15 protein-coding genes are annotated in these 21,335 nt (G+C 67.4%); 9 read left to right on the top strand and 6 right to left on the bottom strand.

The window, feature by feature from the left end:
- Positions 1-174: 174 nt before the first annotated feature.
- Together ACJMKZ_RS05335 and ACJMKZ_RS05340 are read left to right on the top strand one after the other, a co-directional pair.
- Positions 175-1,449 carry a 6-phosphofructokinase gene (locus ACJMKZ_RS05335; protein ID WP_405232158.1) on the top strand — a complete coding sequence of 425 codons (1,275 nt, stop codon included), beginning with the start codon at positions 175-177 and terminating at the stop codon, positions 1,447-1,449.
- A gap of 238 nt (positions 1,450-1,687) precedes the next feature.
- Positions 1,688-3,709: a sodium-translocating pyrophosphatase gene (locus ACJMKZ_RS05340; RefSeq protein WP_405232159.1), complete on the top strand. Its 2,022-nt coding sequence runs from the start codon at positions 1,688-1,690 to the stop codon at positions 3,707-3,709.
- Positions 3,710-3,873: 164 nt separating this feature from the next.
- On the opposite strand, the gene ACJMKZ_RS05345 is transcribed toward ACJMKZ_RS05340, so the two are convergent.
- On the bottom strand, positions 3,874-6,177 hold the full coding sequence (locus ACJMKZ_RS05345; RefSeq protein ID WP_405232160.1) for a bifunctional diguanylate cyclase/phosphodiesterase: 2,304 nt from the start codon (positions 6,175-6,177) through the stop codon (positions 3,874-3,876).
- Positions 6,178-6,432: 255 nt separating this feature from the next.
- On the opposite strand from ACJMKZ_RS05345, the gene ACJMKZ_RS05350 reads away from it, so the two are divergent.
- The 3 genes from ACJMKZ_RS05350 to ACJMKZ_RS05360 all read left to right on the top strand — a co-directional run bounded on the left by ACJMKZ_RS05350 (position 6,433) and on the right by ACJMKZ_RS05360 (position 8,977).
- Complete coding sequence (locus tag ACJMKZ_RS05350) at positions 6,433-7,083, top strand: protein-L-isoaspartate O-methyltransferase family protein (RefSeq protein WP_405232161.1); 651 nt, start codon at positions 6,433-6,435, stop codon at positions 7,081-7,083.
- Between the two features lie 41 nt (positions 7,084-7,124).
- Positions 7,125-7,445: a rhodanese-like domain-containing protein gene (locus tag ACJMKZ_RS05355; protein ID WP_405232162.1), complete on the top strand. Its 321-nt coding sequence runs from the start codon at positions 7,125-7,127 to the stop codon at positions 7,443-7,445.
- Positions 7,446-7,573: 128 nt separating this feature from the next.
- Positions 7,574-8,977 carry a TolC family outer membrane protein gene (locus ACJMKZ_RS05360; RefSeq protein ID WP_405232163.1) on the top strand — a complete coding sequence of 468 codons (1,404 nt, stop codon included), beginning with the start codon at positions 7,574-7,576 and terminating at the stop codon, positions 8,975-8,977.
- A 13-nt stretch (positions 8,978-8,990) separates the two neighbouring features.
- Here the strand turns inward: ACJMKZ_RS05360 and waaA are convergent, their stop codons facing one another.
- The 4 genes from waaA to ACJMKZ_RS05380 all read right to left on the bottom strand — a co-directional run bounded on the left by waaA (position 8,991) and on the right by ACJMKZ_RS05380 (position 14,680).
- Entirely contained in the window at positions 8,991-10,268 is a 1,278-nt protein-coding gene (gene waaA / locus ACJMKZ_RS05365) for a lipid IV(A) 3-deoxy-D-manno-octulosonic acid transferase (protein WP_405232164.1), read from the bottom strand.
- 16 nt (positions 10,269-10,284) lie between these two features.
- Complete coding sequence (gene hldE / locus ACJMKZ_RS05370; protein ID WP_405233140.1) at positions 10,285-11,709, bottom strand: bifunctional D-glycero-beta-D-manno-heptose-7-phosphate kinase/D-glycero-beta-D-manno-heptose 1-phosphate adenylyltransferase HldE; 1,425 nt, start codon at positions 11,707-11,709, stop codon at positions 10,285-10,287.
- 68 nt (positions 11,710-11,777) lie between these two features.
- Positions 11,778-12,485: a TSCPD domain-containing protein gene (locus ACJMKZ_RS05375; RefSeq protein ID WP_405232165.1), complete on the bottom strand. Its 708-nt coding sequence runs from the start codon at positions 12,483-12,485 to the stop codon at positions 11,778-11,780.
- 62 nt (positions 12,486-12,547) lie between these two features.
- Positions 12,548-14,680 carry an adenosylcobalamin-dependent ribonucleoside-diphosphate reductase gene (locus ACJMKZ_RS05380; RefSeq protein ID WP_405232166.1) on the bottom strand — a complete coding sequence of 711 codons (2,133 nt, stop codon included), beginning with the start codon at positions 14,678-14,680 and terminating at the stop codon, positions 12,548-12,550.
- A 510-nt stretch (positions 14,681-15,190) separates the two neighbouring features.
- Between ACJMKZ_RS05380 and ACJMKZ_RS05385 the strand changes: the two genes are divergently transcribed.
- The 4 genes from ACJMKZ_RS05385 (at position 15,191) to ACJMKZ_RS05400 (ending at position 20,298) form a co-directional block, all read left to right on the top strand.
- Positions 15,191-15,634 (top strand): Hsp20/alpha crystallin family protein, encoded by a 444-nt coding sequence (locus tag ACJMKZ_RS05385; protein ID WP_405232167.1) that lies wholly within the window; start codon positions 15,191-15,193, stop codon positions 15,632-15,634.
- A gap of 217 nt (positions 15,635-15,851) precedes the next feature.
- Positions 15,852-17,201: a DegQ family serine endoprotease gene (locus ACJMKZ_RS05390; protein WP_405232168.1), complete on the top strand. Its 1,350-nt coding sequence runs from the start codon at positions 15,852-15,854 to the stop codon at positions 17,199-17,201.
- 104 nt (positions 17,202-17,305) lie between these two features.
- A complete protein-coding gene (locus tag ACJMKZ_RS05395) occupies positions 17,306-19,336 on the top strand; it encodes a transglycosylase SLT domain-containing protein (RefSeq protein ID WP_405232169.1) in 2,031 nt (676 codons plus the stop codon).
- Positions 19,333-20,298: a complex I NDUFA9 subunit family protein gene (locus ACJMKZ_RS05400; protein WP_405232170.1), complete on the top strand. Its 966-nt coding sequence runs from the start codon at positions 19,333-19,335 to the stop codon at positions 20,296-20,298. The genes ACJMKZ_RS05395 and ACJMKZ_RS05400 overlap by 4 nt, the downstream gene beginning before the upstream one ends.
- A gap of 17 nt (positions 20,299-20,315) precedes the next feature.
- On the opposite strand, the gene ACJMKZ_RS05405 is transcribed toward ACJMKZ_RS05400, so the two are convergent.
- Complete coding sequence (locus tag ACJMKZ_RS05405; RefSeq protein ID WP_405232171.1) at positions 20,316-21,326, bottom strand: aminopeptidase; 1,011 nt, start codon at positions 21,324-21,326, stop codon at positions 20,316-20,318.
- Positions 21,327-21,335: the final 9 nt, after the last annotated feature.

Genomic DNA, 21,335 nt, shown 5'->3' on the forward strand with positions numbered 1-21,335 from the left:
GAACTCCCTGCCGCATACCGGCCACTTGCCGTCAATACGCCGACGATACGCCTGTGAGGCGCGCAACCGTAGCCGCTCCCCGTGACGCCGTCAATTCGGCCCGCCGCATGAAGGCCGGCGGGAAATTGGCTATGCTCCCGGGCCAGTCGTCCATTGAGCCGAGCGAGGGATCCCATGTCAGCAAAGAAGGCAGCCAAGAACGCATTCTATGCCCAGTCCGGCGGCGTCACTGCCGTCATCAATGCAAGCGCCTGCGGCGTCATCGAGACGGCCCGCCAGCACAAGGGCCGCGTCGGCAAGGTATACGCCGGCCGCAACGGGATCATCGGCGCGCTGACCGAGGATCTGATCGACACCAACCGGGAATCGGCCAAGGCGATCGCCCAGCTCAAGCACACGCCCGGCGGTGCGTTCGGCACCGCCCGCTACAAGCTGAAGGGACTGGACGAGAACAAGCGCGAGTACGAGCGGCTGATCGAGGTGTTCGAAGCCCACGACATCGGCTACTTCTTCTACAACGGCGGCAACGACTCCATGGACACGGCCCACAAGGTGTCCCAGATCGGCCACAAGCTCGGCTTCCCCATCACCTGCATCGGTGTGCCGAAGACGGTGGACAACGACCTCCCGGTCACGGACAACTGCCCGGGCTTCGGCTCCGTGGCTAAGTACGTGGCGGTCTCCACCCGGGAGGCGGCCCTGGACGTCGCCTCCATGGCCGAGACCTCCACCAAGGTGTTCATCCTCGAGGTCATGGGCCGGCATGCCGGCTGGATCGCCGCGGCCGCCGGACTGGCGGGCGAGGGCCCCGACGAGCCGCCGCACATCATCCTGTTCCCGGAAGTCCCCTTCGAGAAGAAGAAATTCCTGGCCCGGGTGAAGCGCTGCGTGAAGGACTACGGCTACTGCGTGATCGTCGTCTCCGAGGGCGCACGCTACAAGGACGGCCGGTTCCTGGCCGATGCGGGCACCAAAGACGCCTTCGGCCACGTGCAGCTCGGCGGCGTAGCCTCGGAGGTCGCGACGATGGTGCGCGACAGCACCGGCTTCAAGTTCCACTACGCCATCGCCGACTACCTGCAGCGTTCCGCCCGCCACATCGCCTCGGCCACTGACGTGGAGCAGGCCTATGCGGTCGGCCGCGCAGCCGTCGAGATGGCCCTCGCGGGCGAGGATGCGGTGCTGCCGGTGATCAAGCGCACCTCGGACAGCCCCTACCGCTGGAAGATCGAGAAGGCGCCTCTCGGCCGGGTCGCGAACCGGGAGAAGAAGCTGCCAAAGCGCTACATCACGAAGGACGGCTACGGCATCACCGGCGCGGCCCGGCGCTACCTGGCGCCGCTGATCAACGGCGAGGACTACCCGCCGTATTCCCGCGGCCTGCCCGTCTACGCGAAGCTGCGCAACGTCCCGGTGAAGAAGAAGCTCAAGAAACGATTTGTGGTATGATGCGCGCGCTGTCGCCGCCGGGGACTGGTGGCGGCGACCTCTTGAGCGCCAATAAAATCCTATAAACCAGCGAGTTACGAATCGAGCACCGGACCAGAAAAGCAGCCGTAGCGGTGTGCATCTCGCCACCGTCTGCGCAGCGGTTCCGGGGCCCGTGCGGAGTGCGCTCCAGCTGAACAACCACGAATAGCCGACGGCCCGCCGGGCCGATTGGTGGACATGATCGGGAGGAATACTCATGTCGTATGAACTCGCGCTGTGGCTATGCATCGGCGCCGGCGTACTCGCCATCCTGTACGGGCTGTTCTCGGTCCAGTGGGTCCTGAAGCAGTCCGCGGGCAACGAGCGGATGCAGGAGATCGCCGCGGCGATCCAGGAAGGCGCCGCGGCTTACATGAACCGCCAGTACACGACCATCGGCATCGTCGGCGTCGTGCTTGCGGTGGTCGTCGGCTTCGCGCTCGACTGGTGGACGGCGCTCGGATTCGTCATCGGCGCGGTGTTCTCGGCGATGGCCGGTTATATCGGCATGTTCGTCTCGGTACGCGCCAACGTGCGCACCGCCGAGGCCGCACGCAAGGGTCTCGACCCGGCGCTGGACGTCGCCTTCCGGGGCGGCGCGATCACGGGGCTCCTGGTCGTCGGCCTGGGCCTGCTGGGTGTCGCCGGCTATTACGGCCTGCTGGGCGCTTTCGGCATCGAGGGCGAGAAGGCCATCAAGGCGCTGGTCGGCCTCGCCTTCGGCGGATCGCTGATTTCCATCTTCGCGCGACTCGGCGGCGGCATCTTCACCAAGGGCGCCGACGTCGGCGCCGACCTGGTGGGCAAAGTCGAGGCGGGCATCCCCGAGGACGATCCCCGAAATCCCGGCGTAATCGCAGACAACGTCGGTGACAACGTGGGCGACTGCGCCGGCATGGCGGCAGACCTGTTCGAGACTTACGCGGTGACCATCATCGCCACCATGCTCCTCGGCGTCCTGTTCCACGCCGACTGGGGCTGGGCCGCCTGGGTCTATCCGCTGGTCCTCGGCGCCGCCTCCATCGTGGCCTCGATCATCGGCACCTTCTTCGTGAAAGCCGGATCGAAGGGCTCCATCATGGGCGCGCTCTACAAGGGCATGATCGCGGCCGGCCTGCTGGCGGCGATCGCTTTCTACCCCATCACCACGGTGATGATGGGCGGCACGGGCGAAGCCATGAATCTGCTCGGCGCCGCGGTCATCGGACTCGCGCTGACCGCCTTCATGGTCTGGATTACCGAGTACTACACCGGCACGAACCACAAGCCGGTGCAGCTGGTGGCCGAATCCTCGCTGACCGGTCACGCCACGAACATCATCGCCGGCCTCGGCGTCTCCATGAAGGCGACGGCATGGCCGGTGCTGGCGGTGTGCGCCAGCATCTGGGGCGCCCACGAGCTGGCCGGCCTGTACGGCATCGGCATCGCGGCGACGACCATGCTGTCGATGACCGGTATTGTGGTGGCGCTGGACGCGTTCGGGCCCATCACGGACAACGCCGGCGGCATCGCCGAGATGGCCGAGCTCGAGTCCGAGGTGCGCAACATCACCGACCAGCTGGATGCGGTGGGCAACACGACGAAGGCGGTGACCAAGGGTTACGCCATCGGCTCCGCCGGTCTGGCAGCACTCGTGCTGTTCGCCGACTACACCCATGCGCTGGAGGCGAACTTCGACCGCGTGTTCGAGTTCAACCTGTCCGATCCCATGGTGATCATCGGTCTGCTGATCGGCGGTCTCGTACCGTATCTGTTCGCCGCACTGGCAATGGAGGCCGTGGGCCGTGCCGCCAGCTCGGTAGTGAACGAGGTGCGCCGGCAGTTCAAGGAGATGCCGGGCATCATGGAAGGCACCCAGAAGCCGGATTACTCCCGCGCGGTGGACATGCTGACCAAGGCGGCCATCAAGGAGATGGTGGTGCCCTCGCTGCTGCCGGTGCTGGTGCCGATCGTGGTTGGCCTGGTGCTCGGCCCGCTCGCCCTCGGCGGCATGTTGCTCGGCACGATCATCACGGGCCTGTTCGTAGCCATCTCCATGACGGCGGGCGGCGGTGCCTGGGACAATGCCAAGAAGTACATCGAGGACGGCAACTTCGGGGGCAAGGGCTCCGAGGCACACAAGGCCGCGGTGACCGGCGACACGGTCGGCGACCCCTACAAGGACACCGCCGGCCCGGCCATCAACCCGCTGATCAAGATCATCAACATCGTGGCGCTGCTGATCGTACCGCTGCTCTGATCGGGATCGGCCTTACGGCCCTAAACCGCCGGGCTCCTCAGGGACCCGGCGGTTTTTTTGGTACCGGTCACTCGCAATTTGCGGATTGGAGCTTTTGTGAGTTTCATGCGTTTGGGTGCCGGACACCGAAACTTCAGGAAGTCACGAAAGTTGCGAAAGTTGGATTAGTTCGGTCCGGCACCCAAGAGGCGGGGGCGGTCGATCAGGTAGCCCTGGGCGAAGTCCACGCCCATCTCGCGCAGGATGTCGAAGTCGCCCTGCTCTTCCACCTGCTCGGCCACGGTGCGGAAGTTCATCTTCCGGGCGAGCTTGATCATCGCGCTCACCATCTCCTGATTGACCGGGTCGCGGCCGAGGTGGCGGGTGAAGCTGCCGTCGATCTTGAGATAATCGATGGGCAGATGCTTCAGGTTGGAGAACGCGCCGAGGCCGCTGCCGAAGTCGTCCAGCGCGAACTTGCAGCCCATCCCGTGCAGCACCTCGATGAAACGCTGGGCCTCGCGCGGCTCCATGATCAGCGCCGCCTCCGTCATCTCGAAACAGATCCGGGCCGGCGCGACGCTCGTGCGGTCCAGCGACTCGACGACGAACTCCAGAAAATCCGCATCGCCAAGGGTCTGGCCCGACAGGTTGATGATGCAACTGCGCCCGGCCGGAACCCGGATGTCTCCGGCTGCGATGGCGGTCAGTGTGGCGCTGACCACCCAGCGGTCGATCCGCGGCATGAGGTGATACTGTTCCGCCGCCGGCAGGAAATCCTTCGGCGACTCCGTCCTGCCCTGGGCATCCTGAAAACGCAGAAGCACCTCCATCGCCGGTCCGGATTCCCGCTCGGCATCGAGCGCGATGATGGGCTGGGTCGCCAGCACGAAGCCGCCGTTGGACAGGGCATCCTGCAGGCGCCGCAGCCACTGGATCTCGCCGCGCTCGCGCGCTGCCGCCTCGTCCGCCGAGGAGTACACGTGCACCTGGCCGCGGCCCCGCTGCTTCGCCATGTAGCAGGCGGAATCCGCGGCGGCAAGCATATCCTGCACCGAGCCGCTGTCGGGTCCCAGCTCGACGATGCCGACGCTGACGCCGATGGTGAAGATGCGGTCCTGCCACACGAAGCGGTGATCCGCCACCGCCTGCACGACGTCGCCGGCGATCTGGCGCGCCTTCTCCAGCGGGCAGCCCATCAGCAGCATGCCGAACTCGTCGCCGCCGATGCGGGCGACGGAATCCGAGTCGCGCACCTGGTCCTTGATCAGCGACGCCACCTCGCGCAGCAGTGCGTCTCCGGCCATGTGCCCGCAGGTATCGTTCACCGCCTTGAAGCGGTCCAGGTCCATGTAGCAGAGCACGTGGTTCGCCTTCTCGCGGCGGGCATTGTCGATGGCCTCCTCGATCCGCCGCTCGAGCTCGCGCCGATTGATAAGACCGGTCAGCGCATCGTGCGCCGCCTGATAGCTCATCTGCCGCGTGAGCCCGCGCATCTCGCTCACGTCGTGGAAGACCACCACCACGCCGCGGATGTCCCCGTCACCGGCGCGAATGGGCGATGCCGTCAGCTCCACGGAATGCTCGTGCTCGTCGTCGCGCCCCATCATCAGCGCCCGCCGCCCCATGTTGACCCGCTGGCGCATGGACAGACACCGTTCCACCGGATCGCCGAGCGATCGCTTGTCGAGCTCGTCGATCAAACGCATGATCTCGCCGAAAGGCCGTCCCTCGGACTCGTCCCGGCTGTAGCCGGTGAGGAGCTCGGCCTCCCCGTTCATGTATTCGATGCGGCCGCGGGTATCGGTGGTGATCACGCCGTCGCCGATGGACTCCAGTACCGTCAGTGCCTGCCGTCGGTCGCCGTGCAGGCCCGAATCGTTTTCGTGCCGATGACTAATGTCGCGGCCCACCGTCAGCACGAGCTGACGATCGCCCCACGCCACCACCGCCATGCCGGCCTCCACCCACATGCCCTGTTCGCCGCCGTTGATGAGTTGCATCTCCAGCGTCTGGGGGCCGACCTCACCGGCGAGGAGCCGGCTGACGGTGCGCCGGAACAGCGCCCGGAAGGCCGGACGCACGAGGTCGCTGACCGGCCGTCCCTCCAGCTGTTCGGCCTCCAGTCCCACGAGCCGCGCCGCGGACTCGTTGGCGAGCTGCACGCGGTCGTCGTGCAGCAGCACCACCTCGGGCATCGTGCGAATCAGCCGCCGCAGCGCGCGGTCGCGTTCGAACACGGCCTCGTCCTTTTCGGCGAGCGCATCGAACAGGCGGTTCAGGGAGCGCCCGAGGGGGCCGAGCACGGGGTCGTCCGCAGGGCGCAGCCGGCGCCCCACCGCGGCATCCGCAGACACCTCGACGATCTCCTGGTTGAGCCGCCGCAGCCGTTCTTGGAAACGCCGCCGCAGCACGATGAGCAGTATGGCCAGCACCAGTACCGCCGGCACCAGGATGGTGACGGCGACGATCAGTGCGGTTTGCGGCATGGTTCGCTCATCGGCCCCGGCTCCAGGACAGTGCAGGGTTAAAATTCTTGTTCTTTCAAGAGCCTAGACTCTCGGCACGGTAAGCATAGCCTAATCCGTATCGGCACGGCCGACCAATTCACCATAACGCCCGCCGGATCGTCCTGCGGCATGCTTGTCAGCCTTCTGTAAACTCCGTAATCTCACCCGCCGTCCTGCCGCTTGCGGCCCATCGTGCAGCTGCTGCAGCTGCCACCAATAGCACGACCATCGAACATGGATATCGAGACCGCACGGGAACAGATGATCGACCAGCAGATCCGCGCCTGGGATGTGCTGCAGCCCCGGGTCCTGCGGATCCTGGGGGAGATCCGCCGCGAGCGGTTCGTGCCCGACGCCTGGTCGAGCCTGGCTTTCGCCGACACCGAGATTCCGCTCCCCCACGATGAAAACATGATGGCGCCGAAGGTGGAGGGCCGTGTGCTGCAGGCGCTGGAGATAGAGCCCGGCGACCGGGTACTGGAGATCGGCACCGGCACCGGTTTCCTCACCGCCTGCCTGGCGCGTCTGGGAGAACACGTGGTCAGCGTCGACTGTTATTCCGACTTCGTCGCCACCGCGGGCGACAAGCTGCGCGAGGCCGATATCGTCAATACCGAACTCCTGACCATGGACGCCATGCGGGAACTGCCGGCAGGCGAGTTCGACGCCATCGCGGTGACGGGATCGGTGCCCCGCTTCGAGCAGCGCTTCGCCGATGCACTGGCCATGGACGGGCGCCTGTTCGTGGTGGTGGGCGAGGCACCGGTGATGGAGGCTCTTCTGATCACGCGTACCGGCGAGAACGAATGGAGCCGCGAGAGCCTGTTCGAGACCGTTCTGAAGCCGCTGCGCAATGCGACGCCGCCGTCCGGGTTCCGCTTCTGACCCGGGGCGCGCCTGCCGCCGGTGACGAGGGAGATCCTGCCATGGTGGAAGAACTGAGGCCGGCCGAACTGGCCGCACGCATCCGCGCGGGCGAGGACTGGCAGGTGCTCGACGTACGCGAGCCGTGGGAACTCGGCATAGTGTCGCTTGCCGACGCCGTCGTAATCCCGATGAACCAGGTTCCCAACCGCCACCGCGAACTGGATTCGGAGCGGCCGCTGGCCGTACTCTGCCACGGTGGCATGCGCAGCTACCGGGTGGCCGCGTGGCTGCAGGAACAGGGATTCCGGCGCGTGGTGAACGTGGCCGGCGGCATCGATGCCTGGGCCACGGAGGTAGACTCGTCGATGTCCCGCTACTGAGCGGGAGTCGATGCCCCGCTACTGAGCGGGAGTCGATGCCCCGCTATTGAGAGACGCCGGAGACCGGTGCTATAGTGATATACCTGACTAAAACACCTGCCACGCAGAACAAGGATACGAAGAGAACGATGGATATCCGCAGATCCAGGCTGCTGCTGCCGCTCGCCGCCCTGTTCGCCGCATTGCCCGCCGGTGCGGAGTCTCTGCTGGAGGTCTACCAGCGCGCGCTGCAGAGCGACCCCCTCATCCGCGAGGCGGAGGCGAATCGCCGGGCGACGGAAGAGGCCGTACCCCAGGCCCGCGGCCTGCTGCTGCCCCAGCTTTCGGCCTCGGCGAGCGAGAGCCGGGGCACGGCAGAGGGCGCGTCCGCATTCCAGCAGGTGTCGCCGACGGGCGAGACCATCACCGTCACCAGTGACTTCCAGGACGAGAGCATCGAGACCACCCAGTGGCAGATCGAGCTGCGCCAGACCGTGTTCCGCTGGGACCAGTTCGTCGGCCTGAAGCAGGCCGGCAAGCAGGTGGCCCGCGCCGAGGCGGACTTCGAGGCGGCCCAGCAGGACCTGATCGTCCGGGTGGCGAACCGTTATTTCGAAGTGCTCGCCGCGGAAGACGCACTCGAGGCCGCCCAGGCCAGCAAGCGTGCCATCGACCGCCAGCTGGAGCAGGCACAGCAGCGATTCGAAGTGGGGCTGATCGCCATCACCGACGTGCAGGAGGCCCAGGCCGCCTACGACCAGGCCATCGCCGACGAAATCGCCGCCAAGCGTCAGCTCGCCTCGGCGCGTGAATTCCTGCGCGAGATCACCGGCGAGTACCTGAAGGATCTGGAGACCCCGGGTCAGCAGCTCGCGCTCGAGACGCCGGACCCGGCGGAAGAAGACGACTGGGTGGACACCGCTTTCGAGCAGAACCTGGCCCTGATCGCGGCGCGGCTGAACGCGGAGATCGCAAGCCAGGAGATCGACTCCCGCCGGTCGGGTCATTACCCGACACTGGATCTCGTCGCCACGCGCAGCGACTTCGACCGGGAGTTCGAGCGTTCGAACGAGAACGGGCCTTTCAACGACGTCTTCAACAACCAGACGTCCGACAGCATCGCGCTGGAGTTCCGCATCCCGCTGTTCTCCGGCGGCAGGACCTCGGCCCAGGTGCGCGAGGCAGTCCACCTGCATCGCGCGGCCAGGGAACAGCTGCAGCGCGTAGCCCGGGAGACGGAACGCCAGGCCAGGGACGCCTACCTCGGCGTGCTGGCGGAGATTTCCCGGGTGAAGGCCCTGCGCCAGGCTCTGTCGTCGGCGAAGACGGCGCTGGAGGCGACGGAGGCCGGCTTCGAGGTGGGAACCCGCACCACGGTGGACGTGCTGGACGCCCAGCAGCAGGTCTTCTCCGCCCGCACGAACTACCGCCGCGCGCGCTACGACTACCTGCTGAACGTACTCAGACTGAAGCAGGCGGCCGGCATCCTGCGCATCCAGGATCTGGAAGACATCGACTCCATCCTCGTGCCCCGGAGCGAGATGGGCGACTGAGGCCGGGTCCGGTTCAGCCGTTATCGAACTGGCGGGTGAGTGGTTCCAGTAGCTCGAGCAGACTCCTGAGCGAGCCCCGGTTATCCAGCAGCAGACGTCGCGCCCGCTCACCCATCTCCCGCCGCGCCGCCTCGTCGGCGAACAGCCGCTCCAGCGCGGCGGCGAGTTCCGCCTCGTCGGTGACCACCCGGGAGGCGCCCCGCTCCGCGAACATGGCCGCGATGTCCTCGGCGTTGAACAGGTGCGGGCCCGTGAGGATGGGCAGCCCGAGGGAAGCCGGTTCCAGCAGATTGTGTCCGCCGATGGGCACCAGACTACCGGCGACGAAGGCGATGTCCGACGCGGCATAGAACAGGGGCAGCTCGCCCATCGTGTCGCCGAGGAAGACGCGTGTCTCCGGGCTGCAGCGCTCGCCGCCGGTGCGGCTGACGTAATCGAGGCCCTGCTCCCTGACCATGTCGGCGACCGCGGGAAAACGCTCGGGATGCCGGGGGACGAGCACCAGCAGCGCGTCCGGCACGTCTGCGAGGAGGCGCCGGTGGGCGGCGAGGACGATCTCCTCCTCGCCCGCGTGGGTGCTGGCCGCGATCCAGACACTGCGGCCGGGGAAGTGCTCCGCCGCGAACTCCCGTCCCCGGGCCGCGAGGCTCTCGTCGATCTCCACGTCGAACTTGATGTTGCCGGTCACGAAGGTGCGTGCCGGGGCCGCCCCGAGGTCGCGGAAGCGTTGCGCATCCTGCTCGCTCTGGGCGGCGATGATGATGCCGTGGGACAGGGCCTCCCGGAACAGCGGCGTCAGGTGGCGGTAGCGGGCCACCGAGCGGGGCGAGATCCGCGCGCTGGCCAGCACCAGCGGGACCCGGCGACGACCGCACTCGGCGTACAGGTTCGGCCAGAGTTCGGTCTCGATGATCACGGCCAGCTCCGGACGGATGCGGTCGAAGAAGCGCCGCACCGCGCCCGGCGTCTCGAAAGGCGCGAAGCAGTGCACGACCTCGTCGCCGAACAGGCGGCGCACCCGCTCGGCCCCGGTGGGAGTCACGGTGGTGACCACGACGGCCCGGGACGGGAACCGGTCCTTCAGCGCCTTGATCAGCGGCGCGGCGGCCTGCACCTCGCCTACGGAGACGGCATGGATCCAGACCGACCCGGAGCGGATGTCCGGGAAGCCGATGCCGAAGCGCTGGCCGAGGCGGTCGTGATAGCCCTTGCGGGTGAAGCCGCGCCAGAGCCAGAAGAGGAAGACGAACGGCGTGGCCAGATAGACCAGCAACTGATAGCCGAATCTCACCGTCGCGCTTCCGGCCTCAGGGCAGGCCGCGGATGGATTCGATGATCCGGGAGCTGGATCGTCCCTCGCGGAATGCGAGCACGCGCACCTCGCCGCCGGCCGCGAGTACGGCCGGGCCGCCCGCGATCTCCTCCGGGCGGTAATCGCCGCCCTTCACCAGCACCTCCGGCAGCACGGCCTCGATCAGGCGGGCGGGCGTGTCCTCGGCGAAGGGCACCACCCAGTCGACGGCCGCCAGTCCGGCGAGAACCGCCATCCGGTCTTCCACCGGATTCACGGGCCGGCCCTCGCCCTTCAGCCGGCGCACGGAGTCATCCGTGTTCACGGCCACGACCAGCCGGTCGCCCAGCGACTTCGCTTCCTCCAGATAGGTCACATGACCGGCGTGCAGAATGTCGAAGCAGCCGTTGGTCATCACGACGCGCTCGCCCCGGCTGCGCGCCTCGCTCACGAACTCGAGCAGCGCCGTCTCGTCCACCATGCCGCGGCCGCCCTTGCCGCGCCGGTGCAGCGCCACCCTGAGTTCGGACGGGGTGACACCGGCCACGCCGATCTTGCGCACCACCAGCCCGGCCGCGAGGTTGGCCAGCGCCGCCGCCTCCCCCAGCGTGGAGCCCGCGGCCATCGCGGCGCCGAGTGTGGCGATCACCGTGTCGCCGGCGCCGGTCACGTCGAAGACCTCCCGGGCCTCGGTGGACAGGAACTGCGCCTCGCCGCTGCGCTCCACCACGAGCATGCCGCGTTCGCTGCGGGTGATTACCAGTGCTTCCAGATCGAGTTCGTCGAGCATGAGCCGGGCGCGGCGCAGCAGATCTTCGTCGTCGCGCGCCGCGCCGGCCACTGCCTCGAACTCCGCCTGATTCGGCGTGAGCAATGTGGCACCCCGGTATCGCGCGAAGTCTGTCCCCTTCGGATCGACCAGCACCGGCACGCCGGCCTCGCGGGCGGCGGCGATCAGCTGGCCCACCTCGTGCAGCGCCCCCTTGGCGTAATCGGAGAGGATGACGAGCCCGGCATCCTGCAGCGCCGCGGCGAACGGTTCCCGCACCGATACGGCAACCCCGGTCGCGGTCTCCTCCCGGTCCAGACGGATGAGCTGCTGACCGCGGGAGAGTACCCGCAGCTTGGTCGTGGTCGGCGCCGCCGGCGAGACGGCGAAACGGCATTCGACGCCCCGCTCCACCAGCAGCGCCTCTAGGCGCCCGGCGGCCTCGTCGGCGCCCACGATCCCCACCAGCGCCGCGGGCGCGCCCAGCTCGGCCAGGTTCACCGCCACGTTGGCCGCGCCGCCCGGCCGCTCCTCGCCGTCGCGCACGTGGACGACCGGCACCGGTGCCTCCGGCGAGATGCGGCCGGTGGCACCGAACCAGTACTGGTCGAGCATGAGATCCCCGGCCACCAGGAGACGGGCGCCGGAGAAGTCTGGTATCTGCAGGGTCACGAGCTTGCCGCCGGGGAAACCTCGGAAGCCCGGCATGTTAGCAAAGAGAGCGTCCCTTTACGCGGCGCTCAGCCGCACTTGGACTCGCCGCAGCTCAGACAGGTCATGCAGCCGTCCATCATGATGACGGCGGCCACGTTGCACTTGGCGCAGAGCTGCGCGCCCTCCGGAAACTCGCTCTCGGAGAAGGCGTCGGTCTGCGCCGCCCGCGCCTCGAACTCCGCCCGCTTCTCGGCGATCAGCTTCTGCTGGTGCTCGTCCGGGCCGGCCGGCTTCAGCAGGCCGATGGTATTGAGGTGCTTCTCAACGATGTGGCCCAGCTCGGCGATAATGGAGGGCATGAACTTGCCGCCCGGCTGCCAGTAGCCGCCGCGGGGATCGAACACGGCCTTCAGCTCGTCCACGAGGAAGGTCACGTCGCCACCCTTGCGGAACACCGCCGAGATGATGCGGGTCAGCGCCACGATCCACTGGTAGTGGTCGAGGTTCTTCGAGTTGACGAAGATCTCGAACGGCCGGCGCTGCTCGTGGGGCGTGTCCTCGTTCAGCACGATGTCGTTGATGGTGACGTACATCGCGTGATCCGAGACCGGCGTCTTGACCTTATAGGTGGAGCCGATCAGCACCTCGGGGCGCTCGAGACGCTCGTGCATGCGGATGACGGTGGCGCCGTCGCCCTCCTGCTCCACCTCGTACGCGCGCTTCTTCTCCGCCTTGTCCTCCGGCTTCTTCACGGAGTAGCCGACGATCTTCCTGTCTATCTTCTTTGCAGCCATTCTTCGGTTCCTCGTCTGGCCCCGCCGCGGCGGGGCCGCATCAATTCTTGCCAGCTCCGCGCTCAGAACTTGCCGTAGTAGCCTTCCTTCAGCGCATCGAACAGGTTCGCGGCGGTATGCATCTCGCCGTCGTACTCGATCTCCTCGTCGCCCTTCAGCTCCACCGTGCTGCCGTCATCCAGCTCGAAGACGTAGGTGGTGTTCTTCAGGTCCTGCTCCTTCACGAGCACGCCCTGGAAGGCCTCCGGATTGAAACGGAAGGTGGTGCAGCCCTTCAGGCCCTGCTCGTAGGCGTAGAGATAGATGTCCTTGAAATCCGCGTACGGATACTCGGTGGGCACGTTCGCCGTCTTCGAGATGGACGAGTCCACCCACTTCTGCGCCGCCGCCTGGATGTCCACGTGCTGCTTCGGCGTCACGTCGTCCGAGGTAATGAAATACTCGGGCAGCTTCTCCTCCGGCGACTCCGAATTCGGCATCGCCCGCGGATTGATCAGCTCCCGGTAGGCGAGAAGTTCGAACGAGAACACGTCCACCTTCTCCTTGGACTTGCGCCCCTCGCGAATGACGTTGCGGAAGTAATGGTGGGCAAAGCTCGGCTCGATGCCGTTGCTCGCGTTGTTGGCCAGCGACAGCGAGATGGTACCCGTCGGCGCGATGGAGCTGTGATGGGTGAAGCGGGCGCCCACCCGTTCCAGTTCCTGCACCAGCTCGGGCGCCTCGGCGGCGACCTTCTGCATGTAACGGCTGTAGCGCGAGTGCAGCACGCGGCCGGGCAGGCGATCGCCGGGGCGGATGCCGTCGGCGGCCATCTCGGGACGCTTGCGCAGCATCTCCGGCGTCACCTCGAAATCCTCCTCCATGATCGGCGCCGGGCCCTTCTCCCGGGCGAGTTCCAGGCCGGTCTCCCAGCCCGAAATCGCGAGCTGCTTCGCCACCTTCTCGGTGAACTCCACGGAGCCCGGCTCACCGTATTTCATGCCCATCATGGTGATGGTGGAGCCGAGCCCCAGGAAGCCCATGCCGTGGCGGCGCTTGCGCGTGATCTCGTTGCGCTGCTCGCCCAGCGGCAGGCCGTTGATCTCGACGACATTGTCCAGCATGCGCGTGAACACCTTCACCACCTCGCTGAACTCCTCCCAGTCGAAACGCGCCTCGTCCGTGAACGGAGAAATCACGAACTTTGTCAGGTTGACCGAGCCCAGCAGGCAGGAGCCGTAGGGCGGCAGCGGCTGCTCGCCGCAGGGGTTGGTGGCGCGGATGTTCTCCGTCCACCAGTTGTTGTTCATCTCGTTCACCCGGTCGACCAGCACGAATCCGGGCTCGGCGAAATCGTAGGTGGAGGCCATGATCATGTCCCACAGCCGCCGCGCGGGCACGGTCTTGTAGATGCGGCAGGCCACCAGACCGCTCTCGTCCTGCACGTAGTCGCCGCCGCCGGGCCACTCGCGCCAGATGAACTGCTCCCGATCGGCGAGATCGAGTTCGTCGTGCTTCGCCTCGTCGACGGAGACGGGGAAGGCCAGCTTCCAGTCGTCGTCGTTCTTCACCGCCTGCATGAACTCGTCGGTGACCAGCAGCGACAGGTTGAACTGGCGCAGGCGGCCGTTCTCGCGCTTGGCGCGGACGAAATCCATGACATCGGGATGGCCGACGTCGAAGGTGCCCATCTGGGCGCCGCGGCGCCCGCCCGCCGACGACACCGTGAAGCACATCTTGTCGTAGATATCCATGAACGACAGCGGCCCGGAGGTGTAGGCGCCGGCGCCGGTCACGTACGCGCCCTTCGGCCGCAGGGTGGAGAACTCGTAGCCGATGCCGCAGCCCGCCTTCAGCGTCAGGCCGGCTTCGTGCACCTTGTTCAGGATGTCGTCCATCGAGTCCATGATGGTGCCGGACACCGTGCAGTTGATGGTGGAAGTCGCCGGCTTATGTGCCTGGGCGCCCGCATTGGAGGTGATGCGGCCGGCCGGGATGGCGCCGCTCCTGAGCGCCCACAGGAAGCGCTCGTACCAGTGCTCGCGACGGTCGGCCGGCTCCACGTCGGCCAGTGCGCGGGCGACCCGCTGGTAAGTGGCGTCGACAGAGGCATCGATTTCCGTGCCGTCCTTGGCTTTCAGCCTGTACTTGGAATCCCAGATGTCGATAGACGCATCCTGGAAAGCGATCTCCGAGACTGCGGTCGGTGCCATCATCTCTGCCGGTTTCATCGTACGAGAACCCCCAAAAAGCCGGGCCGTCGGCCAAGTGCCTGAACGGCGGTATATTCTGTCAAATGCGGTGGCCAGAACACCGCATACGAACCCCCTGGTATCCGACGCGAGCGAGCCGGATACCTGCCCTGAAGCAAGGTTTATGCTTGTTTTGCGAGACACAAGATGTTGTGCCTGCGAGTGGTTAGATTAGGACCGTGAGGGGCCGCTGTCAAGGGGAATTCGGAAACTTTTTCCCTGATAAAAACTTATATATTTCAATTAGTTAAAATACCTATCGGCAAAATCGGTTTAAAATTCGGCTATTTTCTGCACGCCGCGCTGTCATATCACTGACACAATATCTTGTGCGGGCGCCGAGAGCACGCGAAACGCCCTTGCAGACGGCCTTCCGGCTGTCCGGACCACTTGAAAAGCGGTGGGCCGGTCCGCATTTCGGCCTCATCGAACAGGAGCGGGCAGAGCGCCCCGCAAGCAACGAGGAGGTCGATTATGAGCCTTGTAACCTACGAACCCTGGAGCCTGGTGAACCGGCTGCACCGTGATCTCGACAAGCTGATGGCAGGCCGCATGCCGGCGGACCCGGAGAGTTCGTCCGCCGTCGCCGACTGGATCCCCGCCGTCGATATCAGCGAGGAGACCGATCGTTTCGTCCTCACCGCCGACGTACCGGGCGTCGACCCCAAGGACATCGAGGTGAGCATGGAGAACGGCGTGCTTACGCTGAGCGGCAAGCGCGAGTTCAGCAACCGGGACGAGCAGAACGGCTACCGCCGCGTCGAGCGGGTCAGCGGCAGCTTCTTCCGCCGTTTCACGCTGCCTGAGACCGCGGATGCCGAGAGCATCACGGCGAGGAGCTCGCACGGCGTGCTCGAAATCAGCATCCCGAAACAGCCCAAGGTAATGCCGCGCCGCATCGACGTCACCGTCGAATGAGGCCGGCGTCGGGCACGGCACGGCCCTGCCCGACGGGCGCATCACGGACGGCGGAGTCCGGAACCAACCGGTCTCCGCCGTTGTCTTTGCTGGACGGGTCCCATCACGAGCGTTCATGATGGATTCAGGAGGTCGGGCCCAGGATGACTCGCAGTGGCCCGGACCGCACTGGCTGTGCCGTTCAGCGACATCCAATTCGCACAGAGGAACTCATCGCATGACAAGACGTAGCGTCCTGGCAACCCTCATCCTGGCGGTCGGCCTGGCAGGCCCCGGCTGGGCCGCCCTGCCCCAGCTCGTGGATGACGAGAAGGTGCCGAGCCTCGCCCCCCTCGTCCAGCGTGTCTCTCCCGCCGTCGTGAATATCCGCGTCAGCGCCACCGTCGAGATGCGCACGCCCTTCCACGACAACGACCCGTTCCGCCGCTTCTTCGGGGTGCCCGAGCAGCAGCCGCGTGAGCGTCAGATGCAGAGTGCGGGCTCCGGTGTGATCGTGGATGCGGACAATGGTTACATCATCACGAACCACCACGTGGTGGACGGCGCGGACGAGATCGAGATCACGCTGTTCAACGACCGCACGCTGGACGCCGAGATCATCGGTTCCGACCCGGGCACGGACATCGCGATCCTGAAAGTCGAGGAGGACGGGCTGGTGGAACTGCCCATCGGCGATTCCGACGTCCTCGAAGTCGGCGACTTCGTCATCGCCATCGGCAACCCGTTCGGGCTGCAGCACACGGTGACCTCGGGCATCGTCAGCGCACTCGGGCGCTTCGGCCTGAATCCGGACGGCTACGAGGACTTCATCCAGACGGATGCCTCGATCAATCCGGGTAACTCCGGCGGCGCGCTGGTGAACCTGCGCGGCGAGCTGGTCGGCATCAATTCGGCGATCATCTCGCGCTCCGGCGGCAACGTCGGCATCGGCTTCGCCGTGCCCTCCAATATGGCCAATGCGATCATGCGCCAGATCCTGGAGTACGGCGAGGTGCGGCGCGGTCTGCTGGGCGTGCAGATCAGCACCGTCGACGAGGATACCGCCGACGCGCTGGGCCTCGACGACGTGCGCGGCGCGCTGGTCCAGTCCGTGAATCCGGGCTCCTCGGCCGAACAGGCAGGCATCCAGGTGGACGACATCATCGTCGAGGCGAACGGCGAGCCGATCGCGAGCGGCACGGAGCTGCGTAACACCATCGGTCTGCTCCGCGCCGGCGACGAGGTGGACATCCGGCTGCTGCGCGACGGCCGTGAGAAAACCGTCACCGCCATCCTGGACGACCGCAATGCCACGATGAGCAGCGCCGGGGTCGACCTGCATCCCGGCCTCGAGGGCGCCGAGTTCGCTCCCGCAACGGGACCCGACGCCAACGGCGTGGAGGTGGTCTCCGTCGAGGCCAGCAGTCCGGCGGCGCAGCGCGGCCTCAGACCCGGCGACGTCATAGTCGAGGTGAACCGCAGCCCCGTTACCAACATGACGGAACTGCGCGAGGCGGTCGGCGACAGCCGGATCCTGTTCCTGAAGGTCATCCGCGGCGACCGCGTGCTGCTGCTGCAGATACGCTAAGCAGATAAGCAAGGCCCGTCCATCGTAGCGAGGCCGGCCCGCAGCGGATGCGGGCCGGCCTTTTTTACCTTGCCTCCGCCCGGGCCGCTGAGTATGTTCTCAACATGCACGGCTCGCGCGCGCTTCCCTTCTCTTTCCCGGCCATGGCGGCCCTCGGTGCCCTGGCGGTCATGACTGCCATGGCTGCAATTGCGGGCGGCCCGCCGTCCGCCGTCGACGACGTCGACGATATCGAAGCGCGCCGAGAGCTGTTCGCCGCCGTCTACGCCGAGGCGCGCGAAGGAGAATGGGCGTCGACGGAAGCCGCCGCCGCCGAGCTGCGCGACTATCCGCTCTGGCCGGATCTGCGTTCGGCCTGGCTGCAGGCGACAATCCGGCGCGCGGATACCGCGGACGTCGAGGCCTTCCTGCGGGAGCATGCGCAGCTGCCGCCCGCCCGACGGCTTGCCGACCGCTGGATCCACGAGCTGGCGCGGCGGGGCGACTGGCCGCGTTTCCTGACACTGTATGGCGATCGCTATGCGGACGCGCGCATCACCGCACTCGACTGCACCGCGGCACGGGCGCGGAGCTTGACCGTAGCCGGCCATCGCTACACGGAGGACGACGTCGAGCGGCTCTGGCTCGCAGGCCGCAGCCAGCCGCGGGAGTGCGATCCCGTGTTCGACGCCATGCGCGCTCAGGGGCTGCTGGACACCGCACGCTACCGGCAGCGGTTCGCGCTCGCCATCGACGCCCGGGAGTTCCGGCTCGCCCGTTATCTGGCACGAGAGCTCGGTGACGACGCCCGGCGGGAAGCGGCGGCCTGGATCGCCATGCAGAACGATCCCGCCGCGGAACTCGTGCGGCTGGACCCGGCCGGCGCCGACGAAACCGTCCGGGCGCGTGCCCTCTGGGGCGTCGAGGCGCTCGCGCGCCGTGATCCCGCCTACGCGGCCGAACTCTGGCGCCGGCTGGCGCCACAGCTGGCGGTCTCCGGCCGCGAGCGCTGGGACGTGACGGGCTATATCGCCATCCGCGCCGCCCTGCGACGCGAGCCCGCGGCACCGGGCCTGCTGAAAGCGATTCCCGCCCACCTGGCGTCCGCCGACGTGCTCGCGTGGCGCACCCGGGATGCGCTGCGCCGCCAGGACTGGCCGGACGTCCTGGCCACCATCGAAGCAATGCCGCCCGAATTGGCCGACGAGGATATCTGGCGCTACTGGCGCGCGCGGGCGCTGGCCGCGACCGGCGAGAAGGCCGCTGCCGACAGCCTGTGGCGCGCACTTGCCGCGGAGCGCAGTTATCACGGCTTCCTGGCCGCGGACGCGCTGGACCTGCCCTACGCCTTCGGCCATGCGCCGCTGCCGGCCGACGACGAGACGCTCGCAGCGCTGGCGCGCGACCCCGCGATCCGCCGGGCCGGAGAGCTGTTCCACGTGGGCCTCGAGAGCCAGGGCCGCAGCGAGTGGAACGAAGCCGTCGCCGCACTCGACAACCACCGGCTGACCCAGGCCGCGCGGCTCGCGCACCGCTGGGGCTGGCACTCCCGGGCGATCGCCACCGCGGCGAAGGCCGGCCACTATGACGACCTCGGGCTGCGCTATCCGCTGCCGTGGAAGACGGATTTCGAGACCCACGCCGCGGCCGCCGATATCCGGGAGGCCTGGGCCTACGGCATCGCCCGCAGCGAGAGTCTGTTCATGGCGGACATCCGTTCGTCCGCCGGTGCCATCGGCGTGATGCAGCTCATGCCGGCCACGGGGCGCGGCACCGCGCAGCGCGCGCGGCTGCGCTGGCGCGGGTATGCGACGCTGATCGACCCGCCGGCCAACATCCAGCTCGGCACGCGCTATCTGGCCGAAGTCTACGAACGCTTCGACGCGAATCCGGTGCTGGCCACCGCGGCCTACAACGCGGGTCCGCACCGGGTCGAGCGCTGGCTGCCGGAGGCAGACGCACTGCCCGCCGACATCTGGATCGAGACCATCCCGTTCGCCGAGACGCGCAGCTACGTCAAGCGCGTCCTGACGGCGGACAGCATCTTCAGCTGGCGCCTCACCGGCCGCGAGCTGCGGCTCTCGGCGCTGCATCCGCCCGTCGCGCCGCCGGGGGAGCGTCTGGCGCTGGCGCGGGCGGAGGACGGCGGACGATGACACAGCGCATCTGCGTACTGGGCGGCACGGGCTTCGTCGGCACCGAGATCGTAGAGCGTCTCGCGGCAGATCAGCATCGTGTACTGGTGCCCACGCGCAACGTGGAGAACGGGCGCCACCTGAAGGTGCTGCCCACGGTGACGCTGGTCGCCGCCGACGTGCACGAGCCGGCCGCCCTGGAGCGACTGTTCCAGGGACAGGACACCGTGATCAACCTGGTCGGCATCCTGAACGAGTCCGGCCACAGCGGCCGCGGCTTCGACGCCGCGCACCGGGAGCTCACCCGCAAGGTGGTGGCCGCCTGCCGGGCGGTCGGCGTCGGACGCCTGCTGCAGATGAGCGCCCTGAAAGCCAGCCCGGCCGGCCCGAGTCACTACCTGCGCACGAAGGGCGAGGCCGAGGAGATCATCGAGCGGGACAGCGGCGACGCGCTGGCATGGACCATCTTTCAGCCCTCGGTGATATTCGGGCCGGAAGACGGCTTCGTGAACCGCTTCGCCGGTCTGCTGAAATTCCTGCCCGTGCTGCCGCTGGCGATGCCGGACTCGCGCTTCGCGCCCGTCTCGGTGGACGACGTGGCCGAGGCATTCGCCCTCTCCCTGGACGACGCCGAGACCGAGTCCCGCCGCTTCGAACTCTGCGGCCCCAGGAGCTACACGCTGCGCGAACTCGTCGACCTCATCTGCGCGACGCTGGAGATCCGCCGCCTGATCATAGGCCTGCCGGAATGGGCGTCGCGGCTGCAGGCCCGCATCTTCGAGTACGTGCCGGGCAAGCCCCTGTCCTGGGACAACTACCTGTCCCTGACGGTGCCCAGCGTCTGCGAAAGCGACGGCTTCGAGCACTTCGACATCCGCCCCCGCTCTATCGAGACCGCGATGCCCCTGTACATCGGCAAGGCAGGACGCAACGCGCGTTATTCCCGCTACCGGCGCGAAGCCGGACGCATCACTCAGCGCTAGGCCTTCAGGCCGATCATTCAACGCCAGGCTGCAAGGCGCTCGCGCCGCGTTGCCGGCTCCAGCTCCGCCAGCGCGGCGGCCCGGTCGTAGAAGCAGTCGAGTTCGCCGTCGCAGGCCTCCAGCATCCCCGTGAAGCCGGGCACCAGCCCGTGGTAGGCCATCGCCGGCACCAGCGCCGCATTGTCGTTCGGCACCTGCCGGGGAGAGATGGGCGAGCGCGCGAGCTCGGCGAACAGACGCGCCTTTTCCTCGCGCATCCTCGCCGGCCGCAGCCCGCTTGCGTACAGCGCCTGCAGACGACTGCGCAGCGCCTCCACCTGCTCCATCCAGTCGCGCATCCACTGCACCCGCCGCTCCAGCGCCGCGAGACCCTCCGCGTCGCCGCGCGACTGCAGCCAGCGGCGCACGCCCACGCGGCCCACCACGGTGGCGAACGACTCATTGAACTCGGTGTCGTCCTGCACGTACAGGCGCTGGTGCGCGAGTTCGTGGAACAGGGTCTCCACCAGCCGCGGGTCGGACCAGCCCATCATCGTGTTGAGCACGGGATCTTCGAAGCGGCCCAGCGTGGAATAGGCGGCTACACCGGCCACGTGGGTGTCGTAGCCGTCCGCGACCAGCCGCGCCGCCTCCGCCTCGGCCGCCTCCCGGTCGAAGTAACCCCGGTAGGCGACGCAGCCGGCCACGGGAAAGCACCAGCGCTTCGGCTCCAGCGAGAATTCCGGCGCCGCGAACACGTTCCAGACAACGAACTCGCGCCCGAGGTCGGCATAGCTGCGATAGCTGCCGTTGTCGGGCAGGCCGAGCTCGGCCACGCCGAAGTCCCGCGCCGAGCGCACCAGCTCCAGGCGCCGGCGCAGCGACGGGGACGTCGCCGGATCCGCCATCACCTCGGCGATGGGCGTGCGCTTGCGCACGATCTCCAGCTGCCCGCGGGCGGCCTGCAGGTAGTAGCAGCCGCCGAGGCCTGTCGAGAGCACGACGACGAGCGCCGCCGTGACCGTACGGATGAGGGATTTGCGGACCATTCGTGTCTT

The organism is Lentisalinibacter salinarum, assembly GCF_040706555.1.
Lineage (GTDB): Bacteria > Pseudomonadota > Gammaproteobacteria > Steroidobacterales > Woeseiaceae > Lentisalinibacter > Lentisalinibacter salinarum.

Coding starts and splice junctions, on each gene's coding strand:
- ACJMKZ_RS05335 (WP_405232158.1), top strand. CDS start 175: ATGTCAGCAAAGAAGGCAGCCAAGAACGCATTCTATGCCCAGTCCGGC.
- ACJMKZ_RS05340 (WP_405232159.1), top strand. CDS start 1,688: ATGTCGTATGAACTCGCGCTGTGGCTATGCATCGGCGCCGGCGTACTC.
- ACJMKZ_RS05345 (WP_405232160.1), bottom strand. CDS start 6,177: ATGCCGCAAACCGCACTGATCGTCGCCGTCACCATCCTGGTGCCGGCG.
- ACJMKZ_RS05350 (WP_405232161.1), top strand. CDS start 6,433: ATGGATATCGAGACCGCACGGGAACAGATGATCGACCAGCAGATCCGC.
- ACJMKZ_RS05355 (WP_405232162.1), top strand. CDS start 7,125: ATGGTGGAAGAACTGAGGCCGGCCGAACTGGCCGCACGCATCCGCGCG.
- ACJMKZ_RS05360 (WP_405232163.1), top strand. CDS start 7,574: ATGGATATCCGCAGATCCAGGCTGCTGCTGCCGCTCGCCGCCCTGTTC.
- ACJMKZ_RS05375 (WP_405232165.1), bottom strand. CDS start 12,485: ATGGCTGCAAAGAAGATAGACAGGAAGATCGTCGGCTACTCCGTGAAG.
- ACJMKZ_RS05380 (WP_405232166.1), bottom strand. CDS start 14,680: ATGATGGCACCGACCGCAGTCTCGGAGATCGCTTTCCAGGATGCGTCT.
- ACJMKZ_RS05385 (WP_405232167.1), top strand. CDS start 15,191: ATGAGCCTTGTAACCTACGAACCCTGGAGCCTGGTGAACCGGCTGCAC.
- ACJMKZ_RS05390 (WP_405232168.1), top strand. CDS start 15,852: ATGACAAGACGTAGCGTCCTGGCAACCCTCATCCTGGCGGTCGGCCTG.
- ACJMKZ_RS05395 (WP_405232169.1), top strand. CDS start 17,306: ATGCACGGCTCGCGCGCGCTTCCCTTCTCTTTCCCGGCCATGGCGGCC.
- ACJMKZ_RS05400 (WP_405232170.1), top strand. CDS start 19,333: ATGACACAGCGCATCTGCGTACTGGGCGGCACGGGCTTCGTCGGCACC.
- ACJMKZ_RS05405 (WP_405232171.1), bottom strand. CDS start 21,326: ATGGTCCGCAAATCCCTCATCCGTACGGTCACGGCGGCGCTCGTCGTC.